General features: G+C 62.8%; 19 protein-coding genes. 11 read left to right on the top strand and 8 right to left on the bottom strand.

Annotated elements, in window-relative coordinates:
* Positions 1-25 precede the first annotated feature (25 nt).
* Together H928_RS0121885 and H928_RS29285 are read left to right on the top strand one after the other, a co-directional pair.
* Positions 26-2416, top strand: a complete 2391-nt coding sequence (locus H928_RS0121885; RefSeq protein WP_021028404.1) for a Tex family protein — start codon at positions 26-28, stop codon at positions 2414-2416.
* Positions 2417-2579: 163 nt separating this feature from the next.
* Positions 2580-4535 (top strand): AI-2E family transporter, encoded by a 1956-nt coding sequence (locus tag H928_RS29285; RefSeq protein WP_021028403.1) that lies wholly within the window; start codon positions 2580-2582, stop codon positions 4533-4535.
* A gap of 57 nt (positions 4536-4592) precedes the next feature.
* Here H928_RS29285 and H928_RS0121875 read toward each other — a convergent pair whose 3' ends face one another.
* Positions 4593-5495, bottom strand: a complete 903-nt coding sequence (locus H928_RS0121875) for a LysR family transcriptional regulator (RefSeq protein WP_021028402.1) — start codon at positions 5493-5495, stop codon at positions 4593-4595.
* Positions 5496-5570: 75 nt separating this feature from the next.
* Here H928_RS0121875 and H928_RS0121870 point away from each other — a divergent pair, with 75 nt between their 5' ends.
* From H928_RS0121870 to ggt, 7 genes are all read left to right on the top strand, one after another.
* Positions 5571-6752, top strand: coding sequence for an MFS transporter (locus H928_RS0121870; protein WP_021028401.1), 1182 nt, complete (start codon positions 5571-5573; stop codon positions 6750-6752).
* Positions 6753-7020: 268 nt separating this feature from the next.
* Positions 7021-7824 carry a 2,5-didehydrogluconate reductase DkgB gene (gene dkgB, locus H928_RS0121865; protein ID WP_027011244.1) on the top strand — a complete coding sequence of 268 codons (804 nt, stop codon included), beginning with the start codon at positions 7021-7023 and terminating at the stop codon, positions 7822-7824.
* Positions 7825-7970: 146 nt separating this feature from the next.
* Complete coding sequence (locus tag H928_RS31155; protein ID WP_084635920.1) at positions 7971-8783, top strand: M35 family metallo-endopeptidase; 813 nt, start codon at positions 7971-7973, stop codon at positions 8781-8783.
* An 11-nt stretch (positions 8784-8794) separates the two neighbouring features.
* Entirely contained in the window at positions 8795-9271 is a 477-nt protein-coding gene (locus H928_RS31820) for a hypothetical protein (RefSeq protein ID WP_148293264.1), read from the top strand.
* Positions 9272-9404: 133 nt separating this feature from the next.
* Entirely contained in the window at positions 9405-9929 is a 525-nt protein-coding gene (locus H928_RS30360; protein ID WP_052330181.1) for a hypothetical protein, read from the top strand.
* Positions 9930-10008: 79 nt separating this feature from the next.
* Positions 10009-10269, top strand: coding sequence for a hypothetical protein (locus H928_RS0121850; RefSeq protein ID WP_043341505.1), 261 nt, complete (start codon positions 10009-10011; stop codon positions 10267-10269).
* 275 nt (positions 10270-10544) lie between these two features.
* Positions 10545-12545: a gamma-glutamyltransferase gene (ggt, locus tag H928_RS0121845; RefSeq protein WP_021028396.1), complete on the top strand. Its 2001-nt coding sequence runs from the start codon at positions 10545-10547 to the stop codon at positions 12543-12545.
* Positions 12546-12644: 99 nt separating this feature from the next.
* Here ggt and phnX read toward each other — a convergent pair whose 3' ends face one another.
* The 5 genes from phnX to H928_RS0121820 all read right to left on the bottom strand — a co-directional run bounded on the left by phnX (position 12645) and on the right by H928_RS0121820 (position 18821).
* Positions 12645-13481, bottom strand: a complete 837-nt coding sequence (gene phnX, locus H928_RS0121840) for a phosphonoacetaldehyde hydrolase (protein WP_021028395.1) — start codon at positions 13479-13481, stop codon at positions 12645-12647.
* Between the two features lie 92 nt (positions 13482-13573).
* Positions 13574-14707, bottom strand: coding sequence for a TIGR03364 family FAD-dependent oxidoreductase (locus H928_RS0121835; protein ID WP_021028394.1), 1134 nt, complete (start codon positions 14705-14707; stop codon positions 13574-13576).
* A 44-nt stretch (positions 14708-14751) separates the two neighbouring features.
* On the bottom strand, positions 14752-16473 hold the full coding sequence (locus H928_RS0121830) for a putative 2-aminoethylphosphonate ABC transporter permease subunit (protein ID WP_021028393.1): 1722 nt from the start codon (positions 16471-16473) through the stop codon (positions 14752-14754).
* Between the two features lie 81 nt (positions 16474-16554).
* Entirely contained in the window at positions 16555-17685 is a 1131-nt protein-coding gene (locus H928_RS0121825; RefSeq protein WP_027011243.1) for a putative 2-aminoethylphosphonate ABC transporter ATP-binding protein, read from the bottom strand.
* A gap of 101 nt (positions 17686-17786) precedes the next feature.
* A complete protein-coding gene (locus H928_RS0121820) occupies positions 17787-18821 on the bottom strand; it encodes a putative 2-aminoethylphosphonate ABC transporter substrate-binding protein (RefSeq protein WP_021028391.1) in 1035 nt (344 codons plus the stop codon).
* Positions 18822-19042: 221 nt separating this feature from the next.
* On the opposite strand from H928_RS0121820, the gene H928_RS29275 reads away from it, so the two are divergent.
* On the top strand, positions 19043-19489 hold the full coding sequence (locus tag H928_RS29275; protein ID WP_021028390.1) for a ribonuclease HI family protein: 447 nt from the start codon (positions 19043-19045) through the stop codon (positions 19487-19489).
* 84 nt (positions 19490-19573) lie between these two features.
* Here H928_RS29275 and H928_RS29270 read toward each other — a convergent pair whose 3' ends face one another.
* The gene (locus H928_RS29270; protein ID WP_021028389.1) at positions 19574-20659 is read right to left on the bottom strand and encodes a DNA-binding protein; all 1086 of its coding nucleotides are present in this window, start codon (positions 20657-20659) and stop codon (positions 19574-19576) included.
* A 103-nt stretch (positions 20660-20762) separates the two neighbouring features.
* Between H928_RS29270 and H928_RS0121805 the strand changes: the two genes are divergently transcribed.
* The gene (locus H928_RS0121805; protein WP_084635918.1) at positions 20763-21884 is read left to right on the top strand and encodes a site-specific integrase; all 1122 of its coding nucleotides are present in this window, start codon (positions 20763-20765) and stop codon (positions 21882-21884) included.
* A gap of 17 nt (positions 21885-21901) precedes the next feature.
* On the opposite strand, the gene H928_RS29265 is transcribed toward H928_RS0121805, so the two are convergent.
* The gene (locus H928_RS29265) at positions 21902-22723 is read right to left on the bottom strand and encodes a heparan-alpha-glucosaminide N-acetyltransferase (RefSeq protein WP_021028387.1); all 822 of its coding nucleotides are present in this window, start codon (positions 22721-22723) and stop codon (positions 21902-21904) included.
* Between the last annotated feature and the right edge of the window lie 148 nt (positions 22724-22871).

Here is a 22871-nt window from a genome sequence, read left to right as displayed (position 1 = left end):
AGAAGCATTGGAGCGAGCGTAGAGCATGCAAAAAATCATTGCGCAGATTGCAGCTGAGCTGAAGGTTGCCGAATCGCAGGTGACATCGGCCGTGGAATTGCTGGACAGCGGGGCGACGGTGCCCTTTATTGCCCGCTACCGCAAGGAAGCCACCGGTGGTCTCGATGACACCCAGCTGCGGGATTTGGCAGAGCGCCTGACGTATCTGCGGGAGCTGCAGGACCGGCGCGAGACAGTGCTCAAGGCCATCGACGAGCAGGGCAAGCTGACCGATGCGCTGCGCCTGGCCATTGCCCGCGCGCCGACCAAGCAGGAGCTCGAAGACATTTACCTGCCCTTCAAGCAAAAGCGCCGCACCAAGGGCCAGATCGCCAAGGAGTTTGGCATTGAGCCGCTGGCCGACAAGCTGTTTGCCGACCCGAGCCTCGATCCGCAGCAAGAAGCCCAGGCCTTTTGCAAGCCCGCCACGGTGCTCGACGATGGCAAGCCCGGTCCGGATTTCTCCACCCCGCTGGCCGTGCTTGATGGCGTGCGCGACATCCTCTCCGAGCGCTGGGCCGAAGACCCGGCGCTGGTGCAAAAGCTGCGTGAATGGCTCTGGGCCGAAGGCCTGCTGCGCTCCAAGAAGGTGGACGCCAAAAACGAAAACGACCCCGAGGTCGCCAAGTTCCGCGATTACTTTGACTATGACGAGCCGATTGGCCGCGTGCCATCGCACCGTGCGCTGGCCGTGTTCCGCGGCCGCGCGCTCGAAGTGCTGGAAGCCAAGCTGGTGCAGCCCGAGCTGCAGCCTGGCGTGGCGCCCGAGCCGGGCCAGCCGAGCCTCGCCGAGGGCAAGATTGCGCTGCACCTGGGCTGGAGCCATGCCAAGCGCGCCAGCGATGACCTGATCCGCAAGTGCGTGGCCTGGACCTGGCGCGTTAAGCTCAGCCTGTCCACCGAGCGCGACCTGTTCTCCCGCCTGCGCGAAGACGCCGAAAAAGTGGCGATCAAGGTGTTTGGCGACAACCTGCGCGACCTGCTGCTGGCAGCGCCTGCCGGCCAGCGCGCCGTGCTGGGACTGGACCCGGGCATCCGCACTGGCGTGAAAGTGGCCGTGGTGGACCATACCGGCAAGCTGGTGGACACCACCACCGTCTACCCCCATGAGCCGCGCCGCGACTGGGAGGGCTCGCTGGCCGTGCTGGCACGCCTGGTGGAAAAGCACCAGATCAACCTGATCGCAATCGGCAACGGTACCGCCAGCCGCGAGACCGACAAGCTGGCCGCCGACCTGATCCGCATTGCTGAAAAAGCAGACAAGAAGATCGAGAAGGTGGTGGTGAGCGAGGCGGGTGCCTCGGTCTACTCGGCCAGCGAATTTGCGGCGCTTGAGATGCCCGATGTCGATGTCAGCCTGCGCGGAGCGGCATCGATTGCCCGCCGCCTGCAGGATCCGCTGGCCGAGCTGGTCAAGATCGACCCCAAGAGCATTGGCGTGGGCCAGTACCAGCATGATGTGAACCAAAGCGAGCTGGCCCGCCAGCTCGACGCCGTGGTGGAAGACTGCGTGAACTCGGTGGGCGTGGACCTGAATACGGCCTCTGCGCCACTGCTCAGCCGTGTCTCCGGCCTGTCGGGCACGGTGGCCAAGTCGGTGGTGCGTTGGCGCGATGCCAATGGCTCGTTCAAGAACCGCAAGCAGCTGATGGATGTGGCCGGCCTGGGCGCCAAGACCTTTGAGCAGGCAGCAGGCTTTTTGCGCATCCGGGGTGGTGACAACCCGCTGGACATGACCGGCGTGCACCCGGAAACCTATGCGGTGGTCGAGCAGATCATTGCGACGACCGGCAAGCCGGTGGACCAGCTGATGGGCCGGGGCGAGGTGCTCAAGAGCCTCAAGGCCGAGCGCTTTGTCAGCGAAAAGTTTGGCGCGCTCACGATCTCCGACATTCTGGGCGAGCTGGAAAAGCCCGGCCGTGACCCGCGCCCCGACTTTGTCGTGGCCCGCTTCAACGAAGGCGTGGAAGACATCAAGGACCTGCGCGAAGGCATGACCTTGGAAGGCACCGTGAGCAACGTCGCCCAGTTTGGCGCCTTTGTCGACCTGGGCGTGCACCAGGATGGCCTGGTCCATGTCAGCCAGATGAGCTACAAGTTCATCGAAGATGCCCGCGAAGCCGTCAAGACCGGCCAGATCGTCAAGGTCAAGGTGCTGGAAGTGGATGTGGAGCGCAAGCGCATCAGCCTGACGATGAAGCTGGACGCCGCGCCCCCGCGCCGCGACGGCCCGCGTGACAACCGCTTTGAAGCGGCTGGCCGGGGCCAGGGCGGTGGCGGCCGGGGCGGCTACACCCAGCCCGCGCGCGCCAACCAACCTGCGCAGCAAAACGCAATGGCCTCGGCCTTTGCCAAGCTGCAGGGCCTCAAAAAATAAGCACGGGCTGATGGCCTGCGCGGACCGCAAGTGCCATTCGGCCTTGCGGTTTTTTATTGAGCGCGGCCAGCGCTCCAAAAATCGGCCAAAGATGACATCCGCCCGCCCGGAAATTGGATGTAATAGCAGCTGCGTAGTCCCACCCCTCTGAGCCCTTGCCCCCATGCCACCCGACCACCCCGCGCCCGACGATGAGCCTGTAGCCCAGCCTGTTCCTGGGCCCAAGCGCCCGCTGGGCGAGACAGAACGCAGCGGCAGGGGCGCCGCGGGGCGCCGCCGCGCCGGGCTGTCCACCCAGGACACCCTGGCGCCGCTGTTGGCAATCGTGCCCGGGTTGCGTCTGATGGTGGGCATGGTCATCGCGGCGGTGGTGATTCTGGGCCTGTATGTGGGCCGGGATGTGCTGCTGCCGGTGGCCTTGGCGGCATTGCTGGGCTTTTTGCTGGACCCGGCGGTCAGCCGGCTCAAGCGCTGGGGCATGCCCCGGGTGCTGTCGGTGGCGCTGGTGATGGTGCTGGCCTTGGGCGCGCTGGGCGCGGGCGCCATCTATGTGGGCGGCCAGGTCACCAGCCTCAGCGCCGAGCTGCCCACCTACCAAAACACCATTCGCCAGAAGCTGCGCCATGTCAAACCCTATTTCAATGGCCCGGGTGTTTGGGACGGCGCCGTCAAGGTGCTCAACACCGTGGAGACAGAGATCGGGCAGGGCGATGCGCGCACGCGCCGGGTGCAGAAAGTGGAGGTGCAGGAACCCGCCGTCAAACCCATTCAAAAGGCGCTGGAGCTGCTGAGCAAGGTGGCTGAGCCGCTGGCCACCACCGGCATCGTGTTCCTGTTTGTCGTCTTGATCTTGCTGGACCGCAGCGGCCTGCAGGACCGGCTGCTGCGCCTGATGGGCCCCAACACCCATATGGCGTCGGACGCGCTCGACGATGCCGCCACCCGCATTGGCCAGTATCTGCGCATGCAGCTTTTTGTGAATCTGAGCTATGGCGTGCCGATGGCTTTGGGGCTGTGGTGGATCGGCGTGCCTGGCGCGATTCTCTGGGGCATCTTGGCAGCGGTGCTGCGCTTTGTGCCCTATATCGGCCCGATGGCGTCGGCGGTGTTCCCGCTCACGCTGGCCTTTGCGGTCGATCCGGGCTGGAGCCTGCTGCTGTGGACCTTGGCCTTGATCCTGCTTTTGGAGCTGCTCAGCAACAACATCATCGAGCCCTGGCTGTATGGGGCCAGCACGGGCCTGTCGACCTTGTCCATCATTTTGGCAGCGACCTTCTGGACCGCGCTGTGGGGGCCTGTCGGCCTGATCTTGTCGACGCCGCTGACGGTCTGCCTGCTGGTGCTGGGCCGCTATATCCCGGGGATGGGCTTTTTGGAGATCTTGCTGGGTAGCCAGGCCGTGTTTGACCCGCCCGAGAAACTGCTGCAGCGCCTGTGGCGCGGCGATGTGGACCAGGCCATTGATGTGGCTTCGGAAAACATCGACCAGGCGCTGTCTCCCAAGCCCAGCCAGCATGAACAGGCCTTGGCCGTCACCCAGTTCTATGACCAGGTGGCCGTGCCCGCGCTGCTGATTGCCGCGCAGCAGTACCGCCATGCCGCCAGCCCGCCGCAACGCCAGCGCCTCTCTGAGGCGGTGGCCATGCTGCTCAGTGGCCTGCAGCGCCACTACCGGCCCACCGCGCTTGCGCCGGTAACCGAGGGCCAGCCACCGGCACAGACCGTGGTCTGCGTAGGCATGCAGTGGGATATTGACCGGCATGCCGCCACCATGGCCGCCCATGCGCTGCGTCTGCACGGCGTGGACAGCAGCACGCGCGCAGTGTCGATCGAGACGGTTCTGCGCCAGGGCGATCTGTCCCTCTATGACGGGGTGCGCCACCTGTGCATCTGCAGCTTTCACTCCAATCCGCTGGGCAAGCTCAGCCAGATGTGCGAGAGCCTACGCTTGCGCTGCCCGCAGTTGCACATCACCGTGATGCTGTTGGGTGCCCCGGGCCGCGGCCCTTTGCGGCCTGCAACGCTGGACAGCATGCAGGCCGATAACGCCGTCTACCAGATCAGCGGGCTGACGGCGCTGTGGGTGGGCCAAGGCCCATCGAATGAGGAGGCTCACTGATGGGCGCGCCCCAGCCGGGGAGAGCAGGGCAGCGCTGCAAAACTGGGGTCGCGCAGCTCAGTCGCTAAAGGGCTGCGTGCCCAGCGCGCCAATCACATGGTCGACAAAGCAGGTGATGCGCGAGGCCAGCGCCGTGTTGCGGTAGTACACCGCATGGATGGACTGGCGCACATCGAGCAGCTGGTCGCCGAACAAGGGGACCAGCTGGCCGCTGTCGCGGTCCGCCCGGGTCATGAAGTCGGACAGGCAGACGATGCCAGAACCCGCCAGGGCCATATGGCGCAGCGTCTCGCCGCTCGAAGATGCGATAGCGGGCTGGATGCGCAGCAGCTCGCCGCTGGCATCACGCAGCGGCCATTCATTGAGCGAATCGGGCTGGGTGAAGCCCAGCAATACATGCTGGGCCAACTGCTGGGGGCTGCTCGGGGTGCCATGGCGCGCCAGGTAGCCGGGGCTGGCCAGCACCCGGATGCGGCTGATGCCGACGGGCCGCGCATGCATGCTCGAATCCTTGAGCGCCCCAATGCGAAAGGCCACATCGCTGCGCTTTTCGATCAAATCCACAATCCCTTCGTGCGAATGCAGCTCCAGCTCTACCTCGGGGTACGTGGCGCGAAAGCTGTCGACCAGGGGCACCAGCACATGCAGCATAAAGGGCGTGGCCGCATCCACGCGCAGGCGCCCGGCGGGCCGTACACGCCGGGCGGCCATCAGCCTTTCGGCCTCATCCACCGACACCAGAATCGCGCGTGCCCGCTGCAAGAAGGCGCTGCCTTCTTCGGTCAGCTCCAAGCGGCGTGTCGTGCGGCGCAGCAGGGTGGTTTGCAGCTTTTCTTCCAACCGGCCCAGGGTGCGGCTGGTGGCGGACACCGTTTGGTCCAGCAACTCGGACGCTGCGGTGATCGAGCCGGTATCGACCACGGCCACAAAGGCCTGCAATTCATCGAGCGTGGTCTTCATTGTTGCCCTGGCGTCAAAAGATTTTGGTGGCGATCGTACTTAATCTGCAAATATTAGCAGGGCACACTAGAGGCTATGAAGTCTTCCGCTGTTTTGTTCGCCTTGGCCATTGGTGCGTTCGCCATTGGCACGACCGAGTTTGCCCCGATGGGGCTTTTGCCCGTCATCGCCCAGGGCGTTGATGTCAGTATCCCGACTGCGGGCATGCTGGTGTCGGCCTATGCCGTGGGCGTGATGCTGGGCGCGCCGGTGATGACCTTGCTGTTCAGCCGCTTTGGCCGGCGCGCTGCGCTGGTCACCCTGATGCTGATTTTCACCGTGGGTAATCTGCTCTCGGCATTGGCCCCCGGCTACACGACCTTGCTGCTGTCGCGCCTGGTGACCAGCCTCAACCATGGTGCTTTCTTTGGCATTGGTGCCGTAGTGGCGGCCAGCGTGGTGCCCAAGGACAAGCAGGCCAGCGCCATTGCGGCCATGTTCATGGGCCTGACGGTGGCCAATATTGGCGGTGTGCCCGCTGCCACCTGGATCGGCCAGCAAGTGGGCTGGCGGCTGGCCTTTGCCGGCACCGCTGCGCTGGGCCTGATCACCATTGCCGCACTGTGGATGGTGCTGCCCAAGGGCGAGGCCGGCACACGCCCTGATGTGCGCCGCGAGCTCAAGGTGCTGACCCGCCCCGAGGTGCTGCTGGCCATGGGCACCACGGTGCTGGGTGCCGGCTCGATGTTCACGCTCTACACCTATGTGGCCCCGGTGCTGACCGAGATCACCCATGCCAGCCCCGGCTTCATCGCCTTTGCGCTGGTGCTGATTGGTGTGGGTTTCACCATCGGCAACAGCCTGGGCGGGCGCCTGGCCGACTGGTCGCTCGATGGCGCCACGCGCCTGATTCTGCTCGCCCTGGCCCTCATCATGCTGGTGCTGCCCTGGGCGCTCGGCAGCCATCTGGGCGCAGGCATTGGCCTGGTGGTGTGGGGTGCAGCCGCCTTTGGCATGGTGCCTCCGGTGCAGATGCGGGTGATGCAGGCCGCCGCCGAGGCGCCGGGCCTGGCCTCGTCCGTCAATGTCGGCGCCTTCAACCTGGGCAATGCCGTGGGCGCCGCCTTGGGTGGTGCTGTGATCGGCCAGGGTCTGGGTTATGCAGCGGTGGCCTGGGCAGGCGCGGCGCTGGCTGCCGGCGGGCTGGGCCTGGTGTTGATCCAGGGCCGCATGCGCCGTGGGCAGACTGGTGCTGCAGCGGCGGCGGGCCATATCTAAACATTGCTATGTGGGCCTACGGCTCCTCGTGCAGACCACAGGCTGCGCGAGGAGCTTTTTGCATTCATGGCCTGGTGAAGCCGCGCAAGGAGCAGGGGGAGGGCTTGATAGTTGATATTTCTTCAAAAGAATATTGTTGATCCAGGGCTTTATCTGCAAGGATGAAAAGCGCAAACTGGCTGCCAATGCGATCAAGACCTGGTTGCTGATCCAAGCGCTGCAGGTCTGCCGTACCTCTCTGTCTGTATTTTTCCCAAGGAGTTTTTTTATGTCTATTCCTCGATTTGGCGTTGGTACTTTCCGTCTGCAAGGGCAGGTAGTCGTCGATTCCGTGCGCAATGCGCTGGAGCTGGGTTACCGGGCGGTCGATACCGCGCAGATCTACGGCAACGAAGCCGAAGTGGGCCAGGCTATGGCCGACAGCGGAATTGCGCGCGAAGCGCTGTTTGTCACCACCAAGATCTGGACCGACAACTACAGCCAGGCCAAGCTGATCCCTAGCCTCAAGGACAGCCTTAAAAAGCTGCGCAGCGACTATGTGGACCTGACCCTGATCCACTGGCCCGCCCCCGGCAATGGTGTGGAATTGCAAGAGTTCATGACCGCGCTGGCCGAAGCCAAGGCCCTGGGCCTCACCCGCCAGATCGGTATTTCCAACTTCAATATCGACCTGACCCGCCAGGCCATTGCCGCCGTGGGAGCAGGGGAGATCGCCACCAACCAGATCGAGCTCAGCCCCTACCTGCAAAGCCACAAGTTGACCGCTTTCCTCCAGGAGCAAGGCATTGCCGTGACCTCGTACATGACCCTGGCCTACGGCAAGGTGCTGAAGGACCAGCTGCTGGCCGAGATCGCCAACAAGCACCAGGCCACCGTCGCCCAGGTCGCCCTGGCCTGGGCGCTGCAACTGGGTTACGCCGTCATCCCGTCTTCGACCAAGCGCGGGAACCTGGCCAGCAACCTGCTGGCCCAGCAACTGGTGCTCGATGCCGAAGACATGGCCCGCATCGCCCAGCTCGAGCGCAATGGCCGCGAAGTCAATCCTGAGGGACTGGCTCCGATCTGGGATTGAGGCCGTAATAGCGCTACTACTCAAAGGCCTGCCTAAACGCAGGCCTTTTTTCATCTAAATCCTCCATGGTCAATTCCTTAAAACTATGATTGATTTAATTCTCATAGTGTATATTCTTTGGACTGAATGATCTAAAGGGGTATGTCATGCCATTTTTTAAAATTCCGGGGCCTCTCAACGGCATCGCACCAATGCGAAAATTTTCAAGAGGGGGAAGTATAAATTTGGATCAGTCACCAGTTTGGCACCAAGCACCTCAGCTGGGTTGGCATGATCATTTGCTTATTCATGAAAACTATAGTGTAGCAAATATTGCATATAAGAAGCCGGGTACCCACGAACTCCCTCAAGATGCAGCACCTCGATTTACAGCGCTTGGAAGTGATAGTCTTGAAGACGAGCGCTTTGCGGAGCACATCATGGGTCTGATAAAAGAGGCCATCGCTTTCACAGAAATACGCCACTCAAGTTTGAGTCGCTGGGATTCTGAGGCAAAAGCATTGACCCAGTACTGGTTTGGTAGCGCTGAAGGCGACATCCGAGACTATCTGCTTCCGATTGTAAGCTCTGTCCTCCGAGTGCTTCGTGGCTTGAGGGTAGAGGATTTCCTTCCCTACGACACGGCCCATACTAGACTAGTAGGATGTTCTGGTCATATAGATCCAAGCGCCGATGCTGCTGTCTGCCCGATAGATACCATGGGCCACAGAATTCTCTTAGCATCTGAGTTCTTTAAGAAAGATCCTTTCAATAGGATCTATGGTACTCAAGAGTTTCTCCCGAGAGATTCTCAGCTATCAATTTTGCTGCACGAAATAACCCATTTTCGTGACGTGGCTGCATCAAATGATAGTTATTATGGGATTCGAAATGCGAAATCTATTTCAGATAAGACGAACCAGGCTAAGATTAATGCTGACTCGCTCGCAGCTTATATTCTTGGAATCAAAATTAAATAACAGACATTTAAATGAATAATTGTTCCAAGATATCCAAATTAGCCATAGGTCTATTGCTTTGGGTATCGACCTATGCAAGCGCATGCAGTCTCGGCGACCGGATGGTCACTCTGCAGTTAGACGAATCTAGCTCCGGTATAGGAGCTAAAAATGCCCGTGCTTTGGCCGAGTGGTTTATCACGTGGCGTGACGGTTTGGGTATTGAATCGATGATCGTGGTTGCGCCAGCAATGAAGGCCCATCGGGAGCTAGCATTAGCACGTCTACACAACATCGAACTAGTACTTACTCTCCTAAATACAGGAAACGCTCAAATCACTTTCGAAGTGGAACCGAGAGAAGACGGATTTTCGGACGAAAAATACCTGAATTCGGTCGATCTCAGCGTACAGCCGGCTTGTATTAAGACCGGCACATGCTGTCACGACTATCGGGCCGAGCAGTCGGTGGAAAAAGAGTCTGGGCAAGTCGAAGCAGGGCGCCCATGAATCAGATGCGAAGCGGGGCTATTGGTCAGTGGACAGCACGATGGCTCGAAGGCCTGATCAGTCGCAGGCCTTTTTCCATGCGGGGAGCAGGGCGACTCGCTAGGATGCGCGTCAAGAATGCGTAAGGAGATGTATGCGATTTTTGATCGTGCTGGGCCTGCTGCTCGCAGGCTTAGCCGGTGCCCAAGAGGTCTACCGCTGCGGCAATAGCTATAGCTCCGAGCCCTGCAAAAATGCCAAAACCATTGATGTCACGCCCGCAGTTAGCAACCCGGATGGACCGCTGACCCGGCTGATCTACCTCTGTAAACGACCCGACAAAACCGAGCTGTGGTGGATCGACCGGCCATGTTCGCAAGAGCGATGGGACTTGGTCGAGAGCGTCAGAGTGCCGAGCAATGTGGACTGGAAGACCCAAATGACCATCGCCCAACGAAAATGGGCGGACGATGCTCGGCGAGCCAGCCAGGCCCGTCATCACTACCGTTCGGCTTCGCCTGGTAGCGGACGATCCAACGAAGCGCGTTGCGAGGAATTCAAGCAAAGGGTGGAATATCTGGATTCCGCCGCCAGAGTTGGCGGTACCGCGCGCAAGATGGAATGGATCCGAGAGGAACGGCAAAGTGCGCGGGACCAGCAGTTTCGGGCGGGGTGCTGAGGTTCCTGTTACAGCGCTTGCATGCGCTGAAGGGTTTCAGACCCGCACGCAGCTACACTGCGCGGCAGGAGGAACGGCCATGGATTGGGCAAGACTGCAGATGGAGATAGACCGACAGCTCGCTTGGATGCTTTTCTGGTCGTTGATCGCTACCGTTATCTCGTTATGGGTCGGTTATGAGCTGTTGAAGGCAGCGATCAAGAACGGCATCAATGCCTCAAACCTGGGCGACCGCCGCAGGTTGATGCAAACAGCGCAGCCGCCGGTGGCGCCGGCTGGCTACCGCTGGGTGCTGGTGAAGGATGACAAGTCGGGGGCTGACATACGGCCAGAGCGCTGAGACACAGAGTTTGCGCGTGTCCAGGCAATGGTGCTGGTGTTGCTGCCACGATGCCTTCTCATCAATACCTAGATAATTGATACGATGTATATTATGTTAAGTCACATTTCTGCCTAGCCAACAGACCAGCACCGAACCAGGAACCTCTCACCCGCCCCGCCTGGGCAAGGCGGTCAATTTGTTGCCAAACCGAGGGTTAACCACGGCTTATACAGCGTCTCGATGATTCGTTTTGCTAAGACAATTTCCTGTCAATTGATCCAAGGAAAAGTTATATGAAAAACGAAAAATCGCTGGGCGCCGTACCTGCGCGCTACAGCATGGCGGCATTGGCGGCGATCGTCGCGCTGGCGATGACCGCCTGCGGCGGCTCCAGCCATAACGACCAAGACGATCTGGTGAGCACGGCTTGCGAAGCTGGTACGTCGGGCGGATCGGTAGTGGTGGGCTCCGGTCTGCCGGGCGATCCTTCGTTCCCTGAGCTGGCTTCGGGCTACCGCACTGGCAAGAAAGTGGTCGAGGGCCATAAGTACATGGTGGTGACGGCCAATCCTCTGGCCTCCAAGGCCGGCTGTGAGGTGCTGAAGTCTGGTGGCTCGGCGGTGGATGCAGCGGTGGCCGTGCAGATGGTGCTGGGTCTGGTGGAGCCCCAGTCCAGCGGTATTGGCGGCGGCGCCTTCATGCTGTACTACGATGCTGCGACCAAAAAAGTGACGGCCTATGACGGCCGCGAAACCGCCCCTGCGGCCGCGACCCCAGATTACCTGCGCTACATCGACAGCGGCACGCAGACCACGCCGCTGCCCAGCGCCCGTGCCAGCGGCCGCTCCATCGGCACGCCTGGCGCCGTGCGCATGCTGGACCTGGCCCACAAGGACCACGGCGCCAAGCCCTGGAAGGACCTGATCCAGCCGGGTATCGACCTGGCCACCAATGGCTTCAAGATCAGCGGCCGCATGTCCGATGCGCTGGCCGGTGCCAAGACCGCGCTGCAGGCCGATGCCGATGCGCTGGCCCTGTATTTCAACGCCGACGGCTCGACCAAGGGCCTGGGTGAGACCTTCAAGAACCCCGCTTACGCAGCTACGTTGACCAAGATGGCGACCGGCGGTGCGGATGCGTTCTATACCGGATCGGTCGCACAAGGCATTGTCGACAAGATCGCCGTGACCCAGAACGTGACCACAGGCGCGCCTATCACCCCTGGCGTGACCACGATGGCTGACCTGGCTGGCTACCAGGCCAAGAAGCGCGATGCCGTCTGCACCACCTACCGCGCCAAGTACGTGATCTGCGGCATGCCACCACCCTCGTCCGGCGGTATTGCCGTGGCGCAGGCCATGGGTGTGCTGGAGAATTTTGACCTGGCCCCCCACAAGCCCACCGCGCTGGATCTGGAAGGCGGCAAGCCGACTGCCATGGGCGTGCACCTGGTGAGCGAAGCCGAGCGCATGGCCTACGCCGACCGCGACATGTATGTGGCCGACACCGATTTCACCCCCCTGCCCGGCCCGCTCTACAGCACCTTGCTGGACAAGAGCTACCTGAAGTCGCGCGCCGCGCTGATCTCTACCACCCAAAGCATGGGCACCGCGACCGCCGGCCAGTTTGGCAACACCCGTCTGGGTGTGGGCAAGGTGGCTGAAGCGGGCACCACGCACATGACCATCGTCGATGGCAAGGGCAACGTGGTCAGCATGACCACGACGGTGGAAGCGGGCATGGGCTCCTACCACATGACCCAGGGCTTTGTGCTGAACAACCAGCTGACCGACTTCTCGGCAGCACCGGTCTCGGCCGATGGCTTGCCAATCGCCAACAAGGTGGAAGCCGGCAAGCGCCCACGCAGCTCGATGGCGCCCACGCTGGTGTTTGACGCCACGGCGGACGGGCAACCTGGCGCTTTCAAGATGGCCACCGGCTCGCCTGGCGGCGCCACCATCATCCAGTTCGTGACCAAGACCCTGGTCGGCGCGCTGGACTGGGGCCTGGATGCGCAGCAAGCCACCAACCTGGTGAACTTTGGCGCCTCCAACAGCCGCACCACCAACCTGGGCGGTGAGCACCCCAACATCAATGCCACCAACAGTGGTGACAACGATCCGTTGGTGCTGGCACTGCGCGCCATGGGCCACACCGTGTCGGTCAATGCGCAATCCAGCGGTGTGGGCACGGTTATCCGTACCGCCAATGCAGCAGGCGAAGCCCGCCTGAGCGGTGGAGCCGATCCACGCCGTGAAGGTGTGGTGCTGGGCGATACCTACAAGGCCAAGTAAGCCTCGGGTTTCAGCAACGTCAAAGAGCCGCTGCGGGTTGATGCCTGCAGCGGCTTTTTTATTGCTCGGCGCCCTGCTCGCGCTTTTTGCGCAATCGATTCAAGCAGTAGCTTGGGCGGGCAGCTCCTGGCGCTGCAGGTGCTGGTTGATCTGCTCGATCACCGGCAGCAGGTCGGCCACGCTGTCGATCACAAAATGGGCGCCGGCGCTGCGCAGCTGTTCGCTGGCGGTGCTGCGTATCTCTGCTTGCGCGTCCGAGCCGAGCGCCTGCCATTCGGGCAAGGACAGGCCATTGGCATTGCCGCTGACTGCCACACCAACCGTCCAGCAACCGGCATTCAGCCCTTCGGCAATGCCGACGCCGGTGTCATCCACCTTGACCACGGTCGAGGCTGGCCAGATCCCTAGATCGGCAAAGCAGCGGTACATCATCAAGGGGCTGGGGCGGCCAGCAGCCAGGTCACCGGCGCAGACGATGTTGTCTGGCGCGTAGCCGGCGCGGGCGGCGATGGGCTCGAGCACATCCATGATTGGGCGGTTGTAGCCGGTGGTGCTGCCGATCTTGATGCCATCGAGCCGCAGGCGGTTGACGACTTCGAGCGCGCCAGGGATAAAGTCGGCAAAATCACCGACCACGCGGGCGTTCATCGGCGTGAACACTTCGTAGAGATGGTCGATATCGCTGTTGGCCACCGGCTTGCCATAGCGGCGCTCCCACTGCGCTGCCACCTCGGGCAGTTGGCACAGCGCCGCAATATGGTCCCATTTGGCCGAACCCATTGGGCCCCGGGCCTGGGCGATGCTGATCTCGATGCCGAAATCCTTGAACAGCTGCACAAAGGCGCCCATTGGCGCGCGTGAGCCAAAGTCGACAATCGTGCCGGCCCAGTCAAAAACAACGGCTTGTACGCGTTGGGGGTTGTGAAAATTCGTCATGGTGTCCTCTGCCCCTTGGCCCGGCCACTGGCCAGGGTCCGTGTTGGGGCTGTCTATATAAGAGATGTGTCGTTCCGCGTGCCCGGCAACCCTTACCAATGGGCAAAGGTGTCGTGCGCCACGCCAAAGCCGGTGCTCGCGCCCGTGCCGCTGGTGACGATGGCCACGCGGGTGGCGGCGTCCGGCGCCTCGATAAAGCAGTCCGTGTGTGGGGCCGAGGGGTAGATGCCTACCCAGCGCTCGGTGACGCGGTAGTCGCCAATGTTCAATGCTTCGCGCATATGGCGCAGCATCAGCGCATCAAGCTCGTCCTGCGCAAAGGGCTGGACGGAGGCGCCATAGTGGTGCGAATCGCCGACCACCAGGCTGCCGTCAGCGCTTTGCACGGCGATCAGGTGGATGCCATGGGCAAGGCTTTCGCCCTCTTCCTGCTGCAGTTGCTCGAGCAAGGCGCGCGCCTCGGGCAGCTTGCTATATCCGTGGTAGCGCACCAGGCTCAGGTCGCCCATCACCGATGCGTTCAGGCGCAGATTGCCAGCGGGCTGTACGCGCAGCATCTGCAACTGGCACAGCTGCACCTGGTGTTTGGCAAACAGCGCGCTGTAAAGGCCATGGATATCAGCATTGGTGCAGACCACCACACGCTCGGCATGCAGTTGCCCCTTGGCCGTCACGACCTTGGGCGTGGCCACCTCCAACACCGCTTCGCCAAAGCGGAAGGTGACTTGCATCTGCTCGGCCAGCCAGCGCGTCAGCTGGGCGATCGCGTCGCGCGATTCCACCCGCAGGTCAATGGGGCTGTGCAACACGGCCTTGGCCTGGTCCAGCCGCAGCTCGGGCGCGTGGCGGGCGGCCTCTTCGGGGCTCCATAGTGCGCAATTCACACTCTGGGCCATCTCGGTGCGCATAAAGGCCTGCAACACATCCAGCGCCTTGTCGCGTGTCGCCACCAGGTTCAGGCCCTGGTGCTGCACCGTTATACCGGCCTTGGGCGCAAGCTCGGCCCAGACGTCGCGCGCATGGCGGGCGCGGCGCCAGGTGTCCCCTGCCCCCTGGCCGGTCACCGTCACAAAGCCAAAATTGCGGATCGACGCGCTCACGCAGGCGGCATCCCGGTCGACCACGCAGACCGTAAGGCCCCGGCGTGCCGCCTCATAGGCATGGGCGAGGCCCACAATGCCTGCACCCACCACAATCACATCAAAACTTGTGCTTCCCACCGTCATTCCTGTCTTTCCTGGTTCTCAAATCATCTTGTCCATCAACACGATCAGCGCTTGCGCCAAGCCTGCGTGCGCTTGTTCAACCACCAGCCCAGCGCCTGGTAGAGCACGGTCACCACGCAGCTGATCGCGGCAATCATCACCGCCATCGCAGCGGCAGCGGCCATGTCGCCGGCCTCATCCAGGTTCAGGATCGCAACCGCGCCCAGGCGGGTTTCTGGCGAGTAGAGGAAGACCACGGCCGAGATCGTGGTCATCGCGGCCACAAAGAAGTAGCGCGAGACCTCCAGCAAGGCCGGCAGGCACATCGGCAGGGTCACCTTGCACAAGGTGCGGTAGAACGGCACCTTGAGCGAGGCGCTGACCGATTCAAACTCGCCATCAATTGACTTGAGCGCCGTCACCAGGGTCATGTGGCCGGTGGTGTAGTAGTGCATCACCGTGCACAGCACCATCAAGGGCATGGTCTGGTACAAAAAGTTCAGCGGGTTGCCAGGGGCGTTGAAAAAGAAGATATAGCCCAGGCCCAGCACCAGGCCGGGCACGGCCATGGGCAGCATGGCCAGCATGCGCAGCACCGGGCGCAGCGCGGGCATGCCCTTGGTTTTTTCCAGCAGATAGGCGCCCATGAAGACCACGATGGGCCCGGCCACCGCAGCGCTCGCGGCCATGGTCAGGCTGTTGAAGACGGCGGTATCGACACCGGCATCGACCAGGCCGCTGGTGTAGTGGCTCAGGGTCAGGTCCAGTTGGTAGGGCCAGAACTGCACCAGCGATGCAAAGATGGCCATGCCGAACATGGCCAGCATCAGCGCGGCCAGCGTCCAGCACAGCAGGCTGCAAAAGCGGTCGGTGGCGGCATGGCGGCTGGGCTGCAGCACCACGGCGCGCGCGGTCAGCACCGCGGTCTGCTTTTTCTGCACCTGGCGGTCAATCGCATAGGTGATGACGGCGGGCAGCAGCAGCAGCAAAGCGACGACGGCGCCACGCTGGAAATCCTGCTGGCCGATCACCAGCTTGAACACATCGGTGGCGAGCATGTTGAAATTGCCGCCGATCACCTTGGGGATACCGAAATCGGTGATCACCAAGGTAAACACCACCAGTGCGGCCGAGACCACGCCGTAGCGCGCCGCCGGCAAGGTCACAGTCAGGAACTGGCGCGTGCGGCTGGCCCCCAGCGCGGTGGCGGCCTCGTAGAGGCGCTGGTCGCCCAGGGCCAGTGCGGTGATCAGGATCATCAGCGCATGCGGGAAGGTGGCAAAGCACTGGGCCAGCACAATGCCGGGCGCGCCGTAGATGGTGTCAAACCCCAGCGCATTGAGCACGGACTTGAGCACGCCCTGGTTGCCAAACCAGTAGATCAGCGAGATGGCGGACAGCAGCGAGGGGGCCAGCAAGGGCAGCAGGCTGATGCTGCGCAGCAGGCCCTTGGCGCGGATGCCCGAACGCGTGATGGCATAGGCAAAGCCAAAGGCCAGTGGGATGACCAGGGCGGTGACGACCAGCGATACCCAGAGGCTGTTCCAGAGGCTACCCAGCAGCGCGGGCGACTGGAAATAGCGCACAAAGCGCATGAAGGCTGAGCCCTCGTCGCCCGAGGTGGGCGCAAAGGCCTGGCCCAGCAAGGCGGCCAGCGGTGCCAACAGGCCAAGCAGCAGCAGCGCGGTGATGGCGACCAGCGCCAGTTGCGCGATGCGGTCACTGGGCGCTGCATGCAGGCCGGTATGGCGGGGGAGCGCTGCGGGCGCTGAAACGGATGAGGTCATAGTGTGTCGGTAAGGCCCCGTGACCGGGGACATGGCCGCGAGCGGCCCCTGCCCCGGCGCTTGCCAGGGCAACGGCCGGGCTCAGGCGGCCTGGGCAAAAATCTTCAACTGCTGCGCATGGATGGAAAACTGCAACCAGCGCCCCACCTGGACATCGAGCTGCAGGCACTGCGCCGGGCTCAGCTGCAGCTGCACATGGCGCTCGGGCAGGCGCTGCACATCGACATGGACGATGCACAACGCTCCGAGAAACTCCAGCTGCTCGACGACACCGGTGAGCACCGGCGCGCCATTGGGTGCAGGCGCGCTGCCGATGGGCGGCATGGCCGTGCAGTCATGCACGCTGCAGTCTTCTGGCCGAAGGTAGACATGCAGGCTTTCGCCGGGGCTCATGCGCGGCGCCTGCGGGCAGTACAGCTTGTGGCCTGCCAAGGTGATGCCGCCATTGCCGGCGGCCAGGGCCTGCAGCTTGTTGGCCTTGCCGATGAACTCCGCCACAAACGGGGTGGCCGGGCGTTGGTAGATGTCGCGGGGCGTGCCCACCTGCTCGACCACGCCATGGTTCATCACCACGACGCGATCGGCCATGGCCATCGCTTCTTCCTGGTCATGCGTGACCATGATGGTGGTGACATACAGGCGCTGCTGCAGCGCCCGGATCTCGTTGCGCAGGTGCACGCGCACGGTGGCATCCAGGGCGGACAGCGGCTCATCGAGCAGCAGCAGGCCGGGCGACATGGCCAGCGCACGGGCCAGGGCCACGCGCTGCTGTTGGCCACCCGACAGCTGGGCCGGGTACTTGCCCCCGCTCACCGACAGGCCCACGGTGTCCAGCAGGCTTTGCACCTTCTGGGCCACCAGCGCCTTGGGTTGGCGCTGGCTGACGAGGCCATAGGCCACGTTGTCAGCGACCGTCAGATTGGGAAACAGCGCATAGGACTGGAAGACGATCCCGTAGTCCCGCTGGGAAGCGGGCAGTTGGGAGATGTTCTTGCCGTCCTGCCAGATCTCGCCGCTGGTCTGGGCTTCGAGCCCGGCAATCGCACGCAACAAGGTGGTCTTGCCGCAGCCCGAGGGGCCCAGAAAACATACCAGCTCGCCACGGCGAATCTGCAGGTTGATCGACTGCAAGGCGGTAAAGCTGCCGTAGGACTTGTGCAGATGGCGAATCTCCAAAAAGGGCGGGCCACCCTCTTCGTTGCCACGGCGCAAGCCCTGCTCGGCGGACTCGAATGCATACGAGGTATCGCGCACGGGCGTGGTCTGCGCCGCCTGGCCCTGCGCTACTGGCAAACGCGCTGTCTCCCTGTCACTCACTTCTTGGCCTCGCTCTTGGCGTCGTAACGCTTGGTCCATTCGGCCAGCACGCGATCGCGGCTGTCGGCCATCTTGGAGAAGTCCAGCGGAATCAGGCGCGACTCATAGTCGGCAGGAATATTGGCCAGCTTGGGCGCCACGCCCGGCATGGCGGTAACGGCAAAGTTCTTGCCGTACAGCTCCATCGCCTCCTTGCTCACGGCCCAGTCCACCAGCTTTTGGGCGGCATCGGCGTGCTTGGTGCCCTTGTAGATGCTGATGCCTTCCAGATCCCAGCCCAGGCCTTCCTTGGGGAACACCAACTCGATCGGTGCACCCTTGGCCTTGTTGGCGTGCGCACGGTATTCAAACGAGATACCGGCGACATACTCGCCCTGGGCGGCCATGTTGCAGGGCTTGGAGCCCGAGTGGGTGTACTGCGCAATGTTCTCGTGCAGTGCATCCATGTACTTCCAGCCGCCGCCGTTGCCGTTGTCGTCGCCAAACAGCTGCAGCCAGGCGGCTACGTCAAAGTAGCCGGTGCCGCTGGATGCGGGATTGGGCATCACCACCTGGCCCTTGAACTCGGGCTTGGTCAGGTCTTGCCAGCTGGTGGGCATGGGGATGTTCCGCTTCTTGGCTTCGACGGTGTTGAAGCAGATGGTGGCGCCAAACACATCCATACCGACCCAGCTGGGTGGGTTCTTGCTGTCGCGGTACTTGGCCGTGATGGCGTCGAGGCCCTTGGGCGCATAGCCCTGGAGCATGTCGTTCTTGTCGAAAATCGCCAGGCTCGATGCCGCCACGCCCATGATCACATCGGCCTTGGGGTTGGCTTTTTCGGCCAGCAGCTTGGCGGTGATGACGCCGGTGGAGTCACGCACCCACTTCAGCGCGATGTTGGGGTGGTTCTTGTTGAAGGCTGTCTCATAAGCCTTGAGCTGGTCCATCTCGAGCGCCGTGTAGACCGTCAGTTCCGTCTTTTGGGCATACACCAGGCCCGTTGCTGCCATGGCGGCAGCTGCAGCCACCAGCTTTTTCCAGTTCTTCATTGCGTACTCTCTCGCCTGGGTTAATAGGATCGATGGAGTATCGGAAGCCTTTGTGACAATGGCATGGCGGATTGGCGAATCTTGGATGACACAGAAGCTCGTCATATTGACGAGGCATTTGGGCTGTATCGCAGGCGCTACAGTGGCCTGCCATCCTGCGCCTGAAGGCCGCCATTCCCAGTGGCCCTGCGCTGGATTGGGCGCCACTTTATGCTGCTCGCATGACATCAGCCACCTGGATCGCCTATATCGACGGCAGCGCCCTGCCCAACCCGGGGCGCATGCGCATTGGCGGCATTGCCTATGCGCCCGATGGGGCGAGCCACCGCTTTAGCCAGGCACTGGGCCATACCGGCTGCAACAACGAGGCCGAAGCACTGGCCGCCATCCATGCCCTTCAATGGCTGCAAGGCATGGGCGCACGCGAGGTGCTGCTGCACACCGACAGCAGCATTCTGGCCGCGCAAATGGCAGAGCCCGCCGCCAAGCCGATTGCCCGCCTGGCTGCACTGTATGAACAGGCCCGTTCTCTGCGTGCCGGCTTTGCACAGCTGGAGGTGCGCTGGGTGCCGCGCCACAAGAACACCGTGGCCGATGCCTTGGCGCGCGGTGAAGTGGCGCTGGCAGACGATGCGGTAGATGCGGCAGCGATGAGCAGCATGGCCTGATCGGGCCTGGTGGTGTTTTATCTGGCCTTGGCTGGATTTATCTGGTTGACGCTCGCCTGAGGCGAGACCCGCAGTGCAGACGGCCTAGTTTTTGCCGCGCAGGCGCGAGCCCGGCAGCCTGCGCAGAGGCCGGGCCGCTGGCGCCACGCTGCGCATGGGGCGGCGGCCGTTGCCTGCCAAGCCGTCTGCTGCGGCGACGGCATCCCCAGCCCTGCCCGCTTGGGCCAGCTCCAGCCGCAACTGGGCCAGCGCAGTCTCCTGCTGGTGGCTTTGGAGCGCCATCGCCTGCGCATGGGCTGCCTGCGCGCTCTGCAGCTGATGCTGGAGCTGCTGCGCCTCGGCCTGCGCCTGCTGCAGCTGAGCGGCTTGCTGCTCACGCTGGCCCTGCAGGGTCTGGCGGTCCTGCTGCCATTGGGCTTCGAGCTTGGCCAGCTTTTCTTGCTCGGCGCGCTGGGCTGCCATCGCCTGCTTGGTGTCCTGGCGTGCGCGGTCCAGGTCCTGCAATGCCCTGTGCTGCTGCAGCTGGGCGCTGTGCTGCAGCTCGCGCAGCTGCTCGGCATGGGCCAGGTCGGCCTCATCGCGGGCTTTGCGGTTGGCAAACAACTCCTGCTCCAGCGCCTGCAGGCGCTGCTGCTGGGTGGCCGCAAACTGGTCCTTTTGCCGGCCGGCCTGCTCCAAGTCAGCCAGGCGCCCGCTTTGCATCTTGATCTGGGCATGGGCCACGGCGAGCGCCTGCTCGGTGGCGGCGCGTTGCTGGGCCATCAGGCTGCGCTCTTGCGCCAGGGCTTGCTGGGCCTCATCCAGCGCTTGCTGCTGCGCCTGCAAATCCTCGCGCACGGGCTGCAACAGCGCATCTGCCGCTTGCGCGGCCTGCGCTTTCACCTGCTCCCAGACTTGCTGCAGCGTCTGCACCAGCACGGGCGGCAAGCCGTTGCCAGCAGCGCTATCAGGCTCGCCATTGAGGGCGCTGCCCCCTCCTCCCGCTCCCAGGCGCGGCCCTAAGGTGGCAAACCAGGCCTCCAGCATGGGGCTTACCGTATTGGGCGAGCCCCGGCCAATCTTCTGGCGCACCCGCTCAATCGTTGGCCGTTTGCCCTCCAGCAGCAGCGCATCGGCCGCCTGCCAGACATCTTCTTTTTGCACGCTGCGCGTGGCACGCGAAATTTCCATTTTTTGAACCCTTTTCCGATTACTATCGATAAGAGATTGTTATCGCAAGTAATATGCTTGTTTCATGTAATATATCATACATAACATGTAATATTTAATCAATATGAAGTCTTACATTCCACTTCCTATGCCGGTAGATACGGATTTGCTGCCCGCTGCACCGCATGGCGCCGCGCCACTGCAGCCGGAGCTGCTGTCCGCATCGGCGCAAGACGCTTTACATGCCTTGCGGCTGGAAGCTGCATCCGAAAACACCACCAACAGCTACCAAAGCGCGTTGCGCTACTGGGCAGCCTGGTACTGGTTGCGTTATGGCCAGGCCATTACCCTGCCCTTGCCGGCCAATGTGGTGCTGCAGTTTGTGGCTGACCACAGTGAGCACCTGGGCGCGCAAGGCTCGCAGTCCGGCCTGCCGCCGGCGCTGGACGCGCAGCTGGTGCAACAAGGCTTCAAGGGAAAACGGGGGGCGTTGGCGCATTCCACCCTGGTGCACCGGATCGCGGTGCTCTCCAAGGCGCACAGCCACCAGGCGCTGCCCAACCCCTGCCACAGCGCCGAGGTACGCGAGGCACTGCAGCACCTGCGCAAGGCCTATGCGCGCCGGGGCATGCTGGAGCAGAAAAAGGCCGCCCTCACCCGCCCCTTGCTGGAGCAGCTGCTGGCCACCTGCGATGACAGCTTGAGGGGCCGGCGTGACCGCGCCTTGCTGCTGTTTGCCTGGGCCAGTGGTGGGCGCCGGAGATCAGAGGTGGCGGACGCGCGCATGGAATGGCTGCAGGCCATGGGCCCGGGCCAGTATCTCTATGACCTGCGCCTGTCCAAAACCAACCAGAGCGGTTCCGCCCGGCCAGAGAACTTCAAGCCTGTCGTTGGCGTGGCCGGCGCAGCACTGGCCCAGTGGCTGGAGGCCTCGGGCATCCGCGAGGGCGCGATATTTAGACGCGTGTTCAAAAACGGCCAGGTGGGCGACGCGGCACTGAGCGCGCTGTCGGTCAACAACATCGTCAAGGAGCGCTGCGCGCTCGCGGGCGTTGAGGGGGATTTTTCTGCGCACTCGCTGCGCTCGGGCTTTGTGACCGAGGCCGGCCGCCAGAACATGGCGCTGGCCGACACGATGGCGATGACTGGCCACCAAAGTGCGGCGACGGTGCTGGGTTATTTTCGCGCCGAGGCACCGCTGGCGAATAAGGCAGCGCGTCTGCTTGATGACCCGCAGGCAGACTGAACCTGTAGCGCTTTGGCTCAATCCAGTGCGGTAGGCAGCAACAGCACCAGCAGCATCAAACCGCCCAGCAGCACCAGCTGGTGCAGCATGTAGTAAGGCAGGCTGTGGCGCCCCAGCCAGGCGAGGCTGCGGCTGGCCCAGCTTTGGGCAGGCCGCGCCAGGTAGCCCGGCAGCCAGGCACCGGGCTTGGCCATCTGCTGGCGGCCAATACCCAAGCCCAACAGCATCACACCCAGCCAGGGCAGGATCGGAACAAAATCCTCGGTGGCGGGTTTGCGCGTCACCAAGCCCAAGGGGCTAAGCGGCTTGGTGTTGAGCCACTCGACGAGCGCGGTAGGCAAGCTGCTGGCCGCATAGTGGTAGAGGCCTGGCGCGAGCATGCAAACTATCGCCAGGCACAACAGCAGGCGGTTGCTGCAGCCCTGCAGCAGGCGCAGCAGCAACAGCATCACCGCCATGCCATGGAGCACGCCAAAGTAGATAAAGCTGTTGGGAAACACCAGGTAGGAGCCGGCGCTGACCAGCAGTGCACAACCTGCCACCTGCGCCCAGCGCCGGTAAAACCGGGTGGCGCTGGTCTGCTTGCTCTGGGCTGCGGCTTGGGCCAGGCCTGCGCACAGCAGGAACAGGCTGACAATGGCGCTGCGCTGCCAGGTCCAGACGGGGTTGTGGTAGAAATCCTGGCGCCACAGCTGCAGATGGCTCAGATCAAAGCAGAGGTGGAAGACCGTCATCCAGACCATTGCCAGGCCTCGCAGCACATCCAGGTGGTCCCAGCGATCGCGCGGCGCGCGGGGCTTTGAATCGGCGTAGGTGACAGGGTGGAACTGGGTGGGCATAGATCAAACACGGAGGCTGCGCTATCGTGCCACATCTGCACCGCAGCTGCTGCCTGGCGTTGTTGGCAAGCAGCAAACCCAGCCACCGTTTTCAAAGATTCCAATATGAAAAAGCCTGTCGCATTTGCATGCAACAGGCTTTTAAATA

Origin of the sequence: Comamonas sp. B-9 (genome assembly GCF_000410635.1) — a bacterium.
Taxonomy (GTDB): domain Bacteria; phylum Pseudomonadota; class Gammaproteobacteria; order Burkholderiales; family Burkholderiaceae_C; genus Comamonas.
The sequence above is the reverse complement of the archived record's forward strand: the minus strand, read 5'-3'. Positions and strand labels throughout refer to the sequence as shown.

Excerpts from the sequence above, each read along its gene's own strand:
- H928_RS0121820 (WP_021028391.1), bottom strand. The coding sequence starts at position 18,821 with ATGAAGAACTGGAAAAAGCTGGTGGCTGCAGCTGCCGCCATGGCAGCA.
- H928_RS0121875 (WP_021028402.1), bottom strand. The coding sequence starts at position 5,495 with ATGAAGACCACGCTCGATGAATTGCAGGCCTTTGTGGCCGTGGTCGAT.
- dkgB (WP_027011244.1), top strand. The coding sequence starts at position 7,021 with ATGTCTATTCCTCGATTTGGCGTTGGTACTTTCCGTCTGCAAGGGCAG.
- H928_RS29265 (WP_021028387.1), bottom strand. The coding sequence starts at position 22,723 with ATGCCCACCCAGTTCCACCCTGTCACCTACGCCGATTCAAAGCCCCGC.
- H928_RS31155 (WP_084635920.1), top strand. The coding sequence starts at position 7,971 with ATGCCATTTTTTAAAATTCCGGGGCCTCTCAACGGCATCGCACCAATG.
- H928_RS29270 (WP_021028389.1), bottom strand. The coding sequence starts at position 20,659 with ATGGAAATTTCGCGTGCCACGCGCAGCGTGCAAAAAGAAGATGTCTGG.
- H928_RS0121870 (WP_021028401.1), top strand. The coding sequence starts at position 5,571 with ATGAAGTCTTCCGCTGTTTTGTTCGCCTTGGCCATTGGTGCGTTCGCC.
- H928_RS29275 (WP_021028390.1), top strand. The coding sequence starts at position 19,043 with ATGACATCAGCCACCTGGATCGCCTATATCGACGGCAGCGCCCTGCCC.
- H928_RS0121830 (WP_021028393.1), bottom strand. The coding sequence starts at position 16,473 with ATGACCTCATCCGTTTCAGCGCCCGCAGCGCTCCCCCGCCATACCGGC.
- phnX (WP_021028395.1), bottom strand. The coding sequence starts at position 13,481 with ATGACGAATTTTCACAACCCCCAACGCGTACAAGCCGTTGTTTTTGAC.
- H928_RS0121885 (WP_021028404.1), top strand. The coding sequence starts at position 26 with ATGCAAAAAATCATTGCGCAGATTGCAGCTGAGCTGAAGGTTGCCGAA.
- H928_RS0121805 (WP_084635918.1), top strand. The coding sequence starts at position 20,763 with ATGAAGTCTTACATTCCACTTCCTATGCCGGTAGATACGGATTTGCTG.
- H928_RS31820 (WP_148293264.1), top strand. The coding sequence starts at position 8,795 with ATGAATAATTGTTCCAAGATATCCAAATTAGCCATAGGTCTATTGCTT.
- H928_RS0121835 (WP_021028394.1), bottom strand. The coding sequence starts at position 14,707 with ATGACGGTGGGAAGCACAAGTTTTGATGTGATTGTGGTGGGTGCAGGC.
- ggt (WP_021028396.1), top strand. The coding sequence starts at position 10,545 with ATGAAAAACGAAAAATCGCTGGGCGCCGTACCTGCGCGCTACAGCATG.
- H928_RS29285 (WP_021028403.1), top strand. The coding sequence starts at position 2,580 with ATGCCACCCGACCACCCCGCGCCCGACGATGAGCCTGTAGCCCAGCCT.
- H928_RS0121850 (WP_043341505.1), top strand. The coding sequence starts at position 10,009 with ATGGATTGGGCAAGACTGCAGATGGAGATAGACCGACAGCTCGCTTGG.
- H928_RS30360 (WP_052330181.1), top strand. The coding sequence starts at position 9,405 with ATGCGATTTTTGATCGTGCTGGGCCTGCTGCTCGCAGGCTTAGCCGGT.